The following is a 10,990-nucleotide window of genomic DNA, read 5'->3' as shown; positions in this document are numbered from 1 at the left end:
CCAGCTTAAAGCTGACTTAATTTATGACTATCTGTATGGGTATTCTGTAACACAATTACTTTAAGCGCGGCGCCATGTCGTACCAGCACGGCTGTCTTCGAGCTCAATACCAGCTTCTTTTAATTGTTCACGTATCTCATCAGCACGGGCAAAGTTTTTGTTGGCTTTAGACTCTGCACGTTCAATGATTAAACCATCGATAGCCGTATCCGTTAAACCATCATCTGCCTGTTCACCAATCACAGCTTGCAAGAACTGCTGTACTGGCTGCTGTAGAATATTGAGCACTTGCGCCAATGCCTTTAATTGCTGAGCTGACTGCCATGCGGTGTCTATCTCTTCAGCTTTAATGGCTTTGGTGATGTCACGTGCCAGCCCAAACAAGACACTGATTGCGGTTGAGCTATTAAAATCATCATTCATCGCTTTGATAAAATCTTGCCCAGCTTCACTACTGTAGGCTTTAGTAGTCAACGCTTCATCAATTATGAGCGTCTCACCCTTTAACTGTTCTGCCAATTTTAGAACGTTATAGAGCCTGCTTAGGCTATTATGTGCTTCTTCCAACGCACTATCAGAGAAATTGACTTGGCTGCGATAATGGCTCGACAATAAGAAAAATCGCAACGTTTCAGGATGAAAATGGGCGATGACATCACGAATGGTTGAAAAATTATCCAACGACTTAGACATTTTTTCGCCATCGACATTAATAAAACCAACGTGCATCCAGTTACGCGCATACTCACAACCAGTTGCCGCTTCAGATTGAGCAATCTCGTTTTCGTGGTGTGGAAACTGTAAATCATGACCACCGCCATGAATATCAAAGGTATTACCCAAGCACTTAGTCGACATCGCTGAACATTCAATATGCCAACCTGGACGTCCTTGTCCCCATGGAGATGCCCACTGAGGCTCTTCAGGTTTGGCAGCTTTCCATAATACAAAGTCAAACGGATTGCGCTTATCATTTTCAACATCAACTCGCGAACCTGCCTGCATATCATCCAGATTACGCTTGGATAACTTACCGTAGTCAGCAAAGCTGTCAACAGCATAATAAACATCACCGTTGTCTCCTGCGTACGCATAATCACCTTCGACCAACGTCTCGATCATTTGCTGCATCTCATCGATATGATCTGTTGCCCGCGGCTCGGCATTAGGTGATAAGCAGCCAAGTTCAGAGAAGTCTTCATGCATCGCTTTAATAAAACGCTGTGTGAGTGCGCCAATCTCTTCGCCATTCTCAGCTGCACGCGCGATAATTTTGTCATCAATATCTGTAATATTACGCACATAATTAACGTCATAGCCCAACTGTGTTAGCCAGCGTACTGCCATATCAAAGCCAATCATCATCCGTGCATGGCCAATGTGACAATAATCGTAAACGGTCATACCGCACACATACATGCCTACTTTCCCTGCTTTGAGTGGTACGAACTGGCGTTTACCACCAGTCAGTGAGTCATAAATCGCAAGCTGAGACATTGCATCGGCAAGAGGTGTGGTCATGATTAAAAAGCCTTTTAATATAAATAAAATTGATTAGGGCGTGTTGAATATTCACAAATAGGCACTGCTGATTAATAAAACGGTTCCAGACAAGGCGTAAAACGACGGTAATGCTCGTGCCTTAACAAGATTTACAACACAGTATGGAGCCGTTTTAGTATCAGCTCGAAGAGACAGGACTCTTTTTTGCCATTTCATGGTTAAAAATAGACGCTTAGAACAACTAAACTTACTATTTTTAACGTCGAACTGTCTAAAAAATAGTCTCTGTCAGTGCCATGGTTGAATGTTCAACATGCCCTAAATAAAAAGTAAAAAGATTGCCTGCGTTTGATGAACAGGCAATATAAACTACTGTCGTCACAAATATAATGACCGTGATATAAAACTTAACCCATTATCTTAGCGAAAACAGCCATAAAATACTACAATGAGCGCGCAACTAACACTATTCCATCACAAAAATGATTAAGGATTTAGATATGGGCAATCGCTTGAGTAAAATATACACACGTACTGGAGATGACGGCAGCACAGGTATGGCAGATGGTAGCCGTCTCAGTAAAGCTGACGACATATTCAACGTCATGGGTGATATTGACGAGCTTAACTCACACATTGGTCTGGTGCGCGCCCAGTTACAACGCAATAAAGGCCAATCTATTGCAAAGGAATTTTCTGAAGGCTTAATCATTATTCAGCACTTACTATTCAATATCGGTGGTGAACTGGCTATGCCAGAATATGAAGGGGTCAATGCCACTCATATTGAATGGTTAGAGCAACAGATCGATGCCATGAATACCACCTTGCCACCGCTAAAAGATTTTATCTTACCGACAGGTTCTATATTGGTTAGCCAATTACATGTCGCGCGTAGTGTGTGTCGCCGTGCTGAGCGTCAAGCAGTGCTGTTACAGCAACAACGTCCAGAAGCCATTCGCCGTACAGCAGTAAGCTTTATCAATCGCTTGTCTGACTGGTTGTTTGTCGCTGCTCGTTTTTGCACCGACCCCAAGCAAGTCTCTGAAGTACTATGGGACAGTCAGGTATTAAAAGATTTTGCTGAGAAAAAATAGCCACCGTATATTGCCACCGTAAGATACAGAAAAGCCCGCAGCATTAAAGTTGCGGGCTTTTCTGTACTTATCATCTAATCATTTTTTTGGGCTGACTGACTAATTAGTAAATAGCTTAGTAAGTAGCAGTGCTGTCTTCGATGATTATCATATCAATAGATTCATCTTTAGGTACTTCTTTTGGTTTTGCTGGCGTTTTAGGCTCAGACGTAGTCGTTTGATTGTTCGCTGCTGGGCTAGACTGGGTTTCTGCTGGCTTATTGATGGTTGGCGGCGTCGCAGGCTCAGCAGGACGAGTCGGCTCAACGGGCGTGACTGCTCTAGGCTCACGAATCTGTGCTGGCTGACTGTTGTTTTCCTGAGTAGCAGCACGTTGGGCGCGTTGGCTGTCCACTGCTGACTGGAACACAGAGCCTGCCATTACATCAGCAACGATGGTCATTAATGCTGGTTGTCCAGCGATACGTGTACGTACCTGACCACCTTGAGTGCCTACGACATAAGTGAAAGCGTCATCAACGAGCATGTTGTTATTAATACGAATATTGTTTTGTGCTAAACGTGACTGCAAGCTTGGCTGATTATTGGCCGCTTGTACTTGGCTAGCCTGATACAAATCAGCGCTTGGTAGCGTCATGCTAACGCTTGCCTGACAAGTCGTCATACCATTTGCATTGGCTTGTTGCAATACCGCTGCATTCTGTACATCAATCACAATACCGTTCATTTTATCAGTGATGGCACCACTAGCAAGATTGATCTGAGCATCGTTTGCGTAGTTGGCAGCCAACGTTTGTGCCTGCTGACTGAGCGTATTCTTTAGAGCCGATTTGAGACGATCTTGTACCATTGGATCATCACAGCTAACGGCAGTGGCTGATGTGTTTTCAGTAACGGTCGAATCCTGTTCTGTGAGCTCTGCCGCCTCAGTGCTGTCTTCTTTCTCTGAGCGATCACAGCCTGCAAGCGCCAAACTACATACGATACCAATTCCAGCGACTTTCTGCCACTTGCTTAAACTCTTATTTGCTACGCTCATATTGATTCTGCTCCCAATTTACTAATTCGTACCGCCACTGAAGGACAGTGATTGATGTTCAAACCGCAACTCTAGCTGCCATAGGTCTGAAAACCAGATTATTATACGGTGTTTGGATGAAATGGTCATTAGTGTAGCCCATGGATATACAAATAACGTCCCACATAATGGGTAAAACCTACACTTGGTTGCAAAAACATAACAAATACATGCCTACGAATTCAAGGTAAGTACCTCTTTGAATTATTACCGCTGACAAACAAAAGAGAAAACTATCAACTGTCTGTTTTACAAATTTTATTAGACGCTGCTTATATGAGGCTATATGATTACTCATAAAAACAGCTGGCCATATAAATAATGATAAATATAAAAAACACCCGCTTACTCGGTCATCGAGGCGCTCGTGGCGAAGCATTAGAAAACACCTTTATGGGATTTCAGCATGCCCAACGTCTAAATGCTCACGGGTTAACAGGAGTGGAGTTTGACGTGCAACTGAGCGCTGATGGTCATTTAGTCGTGTTTCACGATGATGACTTGGCACGTATGTGTCGTCAGCAATCACGTATCGATCAGCTAAGTATGGTAGAGATTCAACGCCAACGACAGTTTGAACATCAAATCATTCCATTAGCCAGTATGGCGCCTTTGCTGAGTAATTTTACGCACATTGAGCTTGAGATTAAGACACATAGCCGCACCGATTACCCCAAATTAATGAGAGCGTTGACACATAATTTAATTGATAGCCCATTTGCCAATCTTCCTATTGCACTAACCAGTTTTGATATGGAATTGCATGCTCGACTGCAACGCAGCAAGCTATTAATGCATATACCACGCGGCCTGTTAATTGATACAGCTAAAGCGCTGACAGCCGCAACCAATACTGCGCTGCAACTTGGCTGTGGCCAGTTGGGTATTTACTACCCTTTAATTAACCAGTCTGTCATTGAACGTAGTCACCGTTACGGCCTGCCCGTAAGCGCTTGGACGGTCAATGACACGGATATCATTGAACAGCTGATAAAATGGCAAACCGATGTTATTATTACTGATTTTCCAAGCCACTTGCTGTTGAAACCATAAATCTATTTCTCATTTCGTTCATTCAAAAAACCTACATATTTTTAGTGTTACTTACACTTTTCCTTAATGCCTGACAAGTCACAGGTTATTTCTACTAATACATTCTATAATCCATACAAGTTATTGTTATTTAGCAATATTTTTATAGTGTATAAGTGTTCACTTTGTTAGGTTTTTAGGGTACTATAGAGACTTAAATTAATACCGTTAGGGATATTATATGATCGCAAAAAAAGCACTTGGCTTACCGCTGAAAGGCTTACGTTTCGCTATCAGATCTGGTGATACTCTTGTGAAAGCTGCCAGCACTCAAGTCACACGTTTTAAAACGCGTTTTGATGAGAGTAACTTGCTTAATGAGCAGCCAGTTGCAAAGCGCAACTACGCTGACACTGCCGTTCAAATTGATGCTCCTGAAGATAGCAGCATTGATATGCGTGAGTTTGAGTTTACAAAAGCGCCAATCAATTGGATTCCAGCGTCTATATTAGTAGCCACGCCTATTGCTGCTGCTATCATTACGCCATGGTATCTGTTGACTCATGAAGTTAGCGCGCCAGTTTGGGGTGTATTTGGTGCCTTTATGGTATGGACAGGTATCAGTATTACTGCTGGTTATCATCGCCTGCTATCGCATCGTGCTTATAAAGCACACCCGATTGTCAAAAACTTTTTATTGCTAGGTTCCACCTTTGCCGTACAAGGTTCAGCGTTTGACTGGGTTTCTGGTCACCGTACGCATCATCGTCATGTCGATGATCGCTTAGAAGATCCGTACTCAGCAAAGCGTGGCTTTTTCTTCAGTCACATGGGCTGGATGCTACGCAATTATCCTAGTGGTAAATTTGACTATAAAAATATCCCTGACCTAACCAAAGATAGAACGCTGCAAATTCAGCATAAATATTACGGTTTATGGGTTGCGGCATTGAACATCGGTGCAGTCGCCGCGATCGGTTGGTTATTGGGTGATGTTTGGGGTACTTTGGTCATCGTAGGCTTACTACGTCTGGTGCTGACGCACCACTTTACCTTCTTCATCAACTCGTTATGTCATATGTTTGGTAGCCGTCCTTATACTGATACCAATACTGCTCGTGATAACTTCTTCTTAGCTATCTTTACGTGGGGTGAGGGTTATCATAACTACCATCACTTCTTCCAATACGATTATCGTAATGGCGTAAAATGGTGGCAGTATGATCCAACTAAATGGTTGATTGCTGGCCTATCAAAGCTAGGCTTAACCAGTGAGCTACGTACTGTTGATGACACCACTATCAAGCATGCCGAAGTACAAATGCAGTTCAAGGCCGCCCAACAGCAGATTGATACGGTAGCCAGTACTGGCCTTGATCTTCCTCATGCGATGAAGAGCTTCCAAGATCGTATTAAGTTTGAATACGATGCATTTATACAAACTGTCGAAGAATGGCAAGCACTGAAAGCTCAAACAATTGAGTTGAAAAAGACAGAATATGCTGATCGATTGCATGAAGTTGATGATAAGCTAAAGCATGACTATGCCAAGATTGAGCAAAAAATACTTGAGCATAATAGCAATCTAAAAACGGCGTTTCGCTCTATTGGTATGAGTAAAAAAGCAGCTTAATTACCTATAATATAGCGCTGATTTATTTTGATAATTGCAAAGCTTCTCCTTCCCTCTATCCGTCATGGATAGGGGGATTTTTTTCTTTAGTATTACAAGAGATGGACAGAGCGACACGATGTCATATGACGGCTATGTTATAGTAATCCCTTTACTCTGATATTCAAATGGGAACGGCTCATATGCGTTATCAAAATACCTATGTCAACCTAGACACACGCCTCTATCATGAGCAATCGCCAACGGCATTAGATAATCCACGTGCGGGTCATTTCAATACACAAGTTGCACAGCAATTGGGCTGGTCAGAAGATGATGGCTTGATGACTCGTTGGGTTGAGATACTCGGTGGTCAATACGTACCAGCTGAGTTTCAACCGTTGGCTATGGCTTATGCTGGTCACCAGTTTGGACAGTGGGCAGGACAATTGGGTGATGGTCGTGGCCTATTGATGGCGCAAGTAATCGATAGTAATAATCAACCGCAAGACTTACATCTAAAAGGCGCTGGTCTCACGCCTTACTCACGGATGGGCGATGGACGCGCTGTACTGCGCAGTACTATTCGTGAATATTTATGTGGTCATGCGCTTACGCAATTGGGTATTTCCTCCTCTAACGCTTTAGGATTTGTGGTCTCCGATACCAGAGTACGTCGTGAGCGCATAGAAGCTGGTGCGGCGTTGATGCGCGTGGCTGATAGTCATATTCGACTCGGTCATATCGAATGGATCACCAGTTTTGCCCCTGATTTACTCGCTGAATTCACCGACTATATGATCGACACTTATTATCCAGAGTGCCGCGATAGCGAAAAACCTATATTGGCATTTTTGACCGCCGTGGTTGAGCGTACCGCACGGATGATTGCTGACTGGCAATTGATTGGCTTTGCTCATGGTGTTATGAATACAGACAACTTATCTATTACAGGTAGCACCTTAGACTTTGGGCCTTTTGGCTTCATGGAACGATTCAACCCTGCTTGGATCAACAACCACTCTGACCACACAGGTCGATACGCTTATCAAAACCAGCCTGCTATCGGTCATTGGAATCTCAATGCTTGGTTACCACACTTTATGCGTCTAGAGGGTGTCACTCGGGAGGCATTAGCCGATTGTTTGGCGCCTTATGAGGCGACCTTTATGCAGCATTATCAGCAAGGATTGTGCTGTAAACTTGGGTTACCGCACGAGTCCGATAGTCTGAGATTGGCTTTTGAGTGGTTAACGTTATTAGAAGATAACTTGCTCGATTATACCAATAGCTTCCGCGCGCTACTGGGATTAGTCGCACCAAGCGCTCATCCATATGAGCAGCAGCTACTGGTGACCATGACTGCTGAGCTTAACGATGAGGCAACACAAGTATGGCAAGCGTGGTCGACACGTTATGTGGCTCAAATACAGCAACTGCCACTTGAGCAAGTCATCAACGAGATGACCGGTAATAATCCTGTTTATATATTGCGTAATAGTATGGCGCAGCGTGCCATCACAGCGGCAGAGCAAGGTCAGTTTGAAGAAGTCAATCGAGTGTTTAAGTTATTGGCGAACCCCTACCATGTACAAGATATCGCCACCGATTTGGATATTGCACCCCCTCTTCCTCATACGCCACAAGAGCCGATTAGTTGCTCATCTTAATCTAGGGCATGTCCTCAATTCAAACGATAGCCATCTAACTGGGCTAAAAACGGCTAAATTTTGCCAAACATTGTCAAATAGCTGGTTAATATCTCGATATTAACCAGCTATTTGACAATGTTTGGCGGCAATTCATCTCATTTTTATTTCCACTTTTAAAGTGAGGACATACCCGAGTCTATCATTCTGTAATATTTTGAAACATTATGGGGTTAAGGTTGGTATTTGGCTCTGTTTTTTGGCATCATCAATGAGATAAATAATGAATATCATTTTATTATATTGTTCCGACAATTCACGGCTGTTGACTAGGCGTGAATTGTCAATAGTGCTAGAATGATGGTTTTACTAAATTACATTTTTAAGCTTGTCTTTAATCGTTGGTTACTATGTCTGTAATCATTAGTTTTTAATGTCAATGTACCCTTAGATTATGATCATTCCATGATTTTTTGAGGGTAAAACGTTATTTTTTATCTCCATTTACTTTATTCCAATTTATTCCAACCATGGCAATTATTATGAATGACGATACCCATTTGAATACGGATCACCTTACGACAGAAAAAGAGCAGTTTGAACAAGCTGCCTTGCATTACCATGAGTTCCCGCGCCCGGGTAAAATCTCAGTCACGCCTATTAAGCAGCTGGCTAACCAGCGCGATTTAGCGCTTGCCTACTCACCTGGTGTAGCGGTTCCTTGTCTTGAAATTGAAAGAGACCCGACGCTAGCAGCTAAATATACGGCTCGTAGCAACTTGGTAGGCGTCATCACTAACGGTACTGCGGTACTGGGTCTAGGTAATATTGGTCCATTGGCATCAAAACCTGTCATGGAAGGTAAAGGCGTTTTATTCAAAAAATTCGCAGGTATCGATGTTTTTGATCTCGAAATTGCACAAAACGATCCAGATAAATTCATCGAAGCAGTCGCCTCTCTTGAGCCTACTTTTGGTGGTATTAACTTAGAAGACATCAAAGCACCAGAATGTTTCAAAATTGAGCGTGAATTGCGTAAGCGCATGAACATCCCTGTATTCCATGATGATCAACATGGTACGTCAATCATCGTTGCTGCAGCGATGCTCAACGCGTTGTTGATTACTGGCAAAAAAATCGAAGAAATTAAAGTGGTTTGTTCGGGTGCCGGTGCTGCTGCTATTTCTTGTTTAGACATCATTTGCGCACTTGGTGTGAATAAAAACAATATCTTTGTTTCAGATTCACGCGGTATCATCACCACCATTCGTGAAAATCTTGATGAAACCAAACAGCGCTATGCACGCGAGACGACTGCGACCACTATCGAAGAAGTCATGGACGATGTCGATATGTTCTTGGGCTTATCTATGCCTGGTACATTGTCTGAAGATATGGTTCGCCGTATGGCCAAAGACCCTATCGTCTTTGCACTTGCCAACCCAACGCCTGAAATCATGCCAGAATTGGCACATGCCGTACGTCCAGACGTCATCATGGCAACAGGTCGCTCAGACTATCCAAACCAAGTAAACAACGCACTATGCTTCCCTTACATCTTTCGTGGTGCACTAGATGTTGGTGCGACTACTGTCAACGAAGAAATGAAAGTTGCTTGTGTAAAAGCAATCGCTGCGATGGCACACGTTGAAGCAACGCCAACTGCAAGCGTTCGTAACATCGAAAAAATGCAAAGTTTCGGTCGTGATTACTTAATTCCAGGACCTCTAGAGCCAAATCTAATCATTGAGATTGCTTCTGCGGTCGCCCAAGCTGCCATGGATTCAGGCGTTGCCACATTGCCTATCGATGACATGCAAGCCTATCGTCAGCGTTTGTCTGAGTTTGTTTATAACTCTGCGTTTGTGATGAAGCCAATCTTTGCTCGTGCCAAATCTGATCCAAAACGTATTGTTTACTGTGAAGGCGAAGACAACAATATCTTGCTCGCTGTGCAAGTGGTCGTTGATGAGAAACTAGCGAAGCCTATCTTGGTTGGTCGTCCTTCAGTGATTGAAGCCAATATCGAAAAACTGGGCTTACGTCTAAAAGATGGCGAGAATATTACCATCGTCAACGTTGATGATGACCCTCGTTATAAAGACTACTGGCAGGGCTACTACGAGCAAAACAAACGTCGCGGTGTCAGCATCGAGCTTGCGCGCCGTGACGTTCGTCGCAAAACCACATTGATTGGCTCGTTATTGGTCGAAAATGGTGCGGCAGATGGCATGGTATGTGGTACGTTTGGCCATTACCAGTTGCATCTAAAATACGTTGAAAGCGTCATCGGCAAAAAAGAAGGCATGAACGACTTCTATGCGATGAATGCGGTACTCATGCAAGATCGTAACATTTTCATCGCGGATACCTATATTCACGAAGATCCAACGGCTGAACAGTTGGCTGAAATGACAGTGTTGGCAGTTGACCAATTACGTCGCTTCGGTATCACGCCACGTGTCGCGCTAGTGTCTCATTCTAACTTTGGTGCATCAAACCGTACCAGCGCTGTTAAAATGCGCAAGGTATACCAGATACTAACAGATATGAATGTAGACTTTGAGTTTGATGGTGAGATGCAAGGTGATGCGGCGCTGAATGAGCATATCCGTCTAAACGATATGCCATCAAGTCCGTTAAAAGGTGCAGCGAACTTGCTCATCTTACCAACACTTGATGCGTCGAATATTGCCTTCAACCTGCTCAAAACAGCAACTGGCAGTGCTTCTATTGGCCCTATTTTATTAGGTACCAATAAGCCAGTACACATCATGACACCATCAGCGACTGCACGTGGTATCGTCAACATGACTGCACTGACAGTGACTGAAGCTCAAGACTTAGAAAGCGAAAAATAGTCATCTATCATATGCAATATGATTAAGATGGGTTCTATCATCCACTGACAGAACCCCGTCTGCTATACTAAAACCAGTCAATGCGACTTATAAAGCATTGGCTGTTTTTTTTGATCAATGAAAACTGAGCTGATGATAATTTAATCAATACAGCGATA

Annotated in this window: 7 protein-coding genes; 5 read left to right on the top strand and 2 right to left on the bottom strand. The window is 43.3% G+C overall.

Features of this window, described 5'->3' with window-relative positions:
• Positions 1-60 precede the first annotated feature (60 nt).
• Positions 61-1,521: a cysteine--tRNA ligase gene (cysS, locus tag JMW61_RS10100; RefSeq protein ID WP_201550973.1), complete on the bottom strand. Its 1,461-nt coding sequence runs from the start codon at positions 1,519-1,521 to the stop codon at positions 61-63.
• Between the two features lie 482 nt (positions 1,522-2,003).
• Between cysS and JMW61_RS10095 the strand changes: the two genes are divergently transcribed.
• The gene (locus JMW61_RS10095) at positions 2,004-2,600 is read left to right on the top strand and encodes a cob(I)yrinic acid a,c-diamide adenosyltransferase (protein WP_201550971.1); all 597 of its coding nucleotides are present in this window, start codon (positions 2,004-2,006) and stop codon (positions 2,598-2,600) included.
• 115 nt (positions 2,601-2,715) lie between these two features.
• Here the strand turns inward: JMW61_RS10095 and JMW61_RS10090 are convergent, their stop codons facing one another.
• Positions 2,716-3,639 (bottom strand): hypothetical protein, encoded by a 924-nt coding sequence (locus JMW61_RS10090; protein ID WP_201550969.1) that lies wholly within the window; start codon positions 3,637-3,639, stop codon positions 2,716-2,718.
• Between the two features lie 360 nt (positions 3,640-3,999).
• Here JMW61_RS10090 and JMW61_RS10085 point away from each other — a divergent pair, with 360 nt between their 5' ends.
• The 4 genes from JMW61_RS10085 (at position 4,000) to JMW61_RS10070 (ending at position 10,832) form a co-directional block, all read left to right on the top strand.
• Complete coding sequence (locus tag JMW61_RS10085; protein ID WP_201550967.1) at positions 4,000-4,731, top strand: glycerophosphodiester phosphodiesterase; 732 nt, start codon at positions 4,000-4,002, stop codon at positions 4,729-4,731.
• A gap of 433 nt (positions 4,732-5,164) precedes the next feature.
• Positions 5,165-6,343, top strand: coding sequence for an acyl-CoA desaturase (locus tag JMW61_RS10080; RefSeq protein WP_197217585.1), 1,179 nt, complete (start codon positions 5,165-5,167; stop codon positions 6,341-6,343).
• 182 nt (positions 6,344-6,525) lie between these two features.
• Positions 6,526-7,992, top strand: coding sequence for a protein adenylyltransferase SelO (locus JMW61_RS10075; protein WP_197217480.1), 1,467 nt, complete (start codon positions 6,526-6,528; stop codon positions 7,990-7,992).
• 521 nt (positions 7,993-8,513) lie between these two features.
• On the top strand, positions 8,514-10,832 hold the full coding sequence (locus JMW61_RS10070; protein ID WP_197217482.1) for an NADP-dependent malic enzyme: 2,319 nt from the start codon (positions 8,514-8,516) through the stop codon (positions 10,830-10,832).
• The last annotated feature ends 158 nt before the right edge of the window (positions 10,833-10,990 follow it).

The organism is Psychrobacter fjordensis, assembly GCF_904845995.1.
GTDB classification, from domain to species: domain Bacteria; phylum Pseudomonadota; class Gammaproteobacteria; order Pseudomonadales; family Moraxellaceae; genus Psychrobacter; species Psychrobacter fjordensis.
This window is presented reverse-complemented; position numbering and strand designations above follow the sequence as displayed.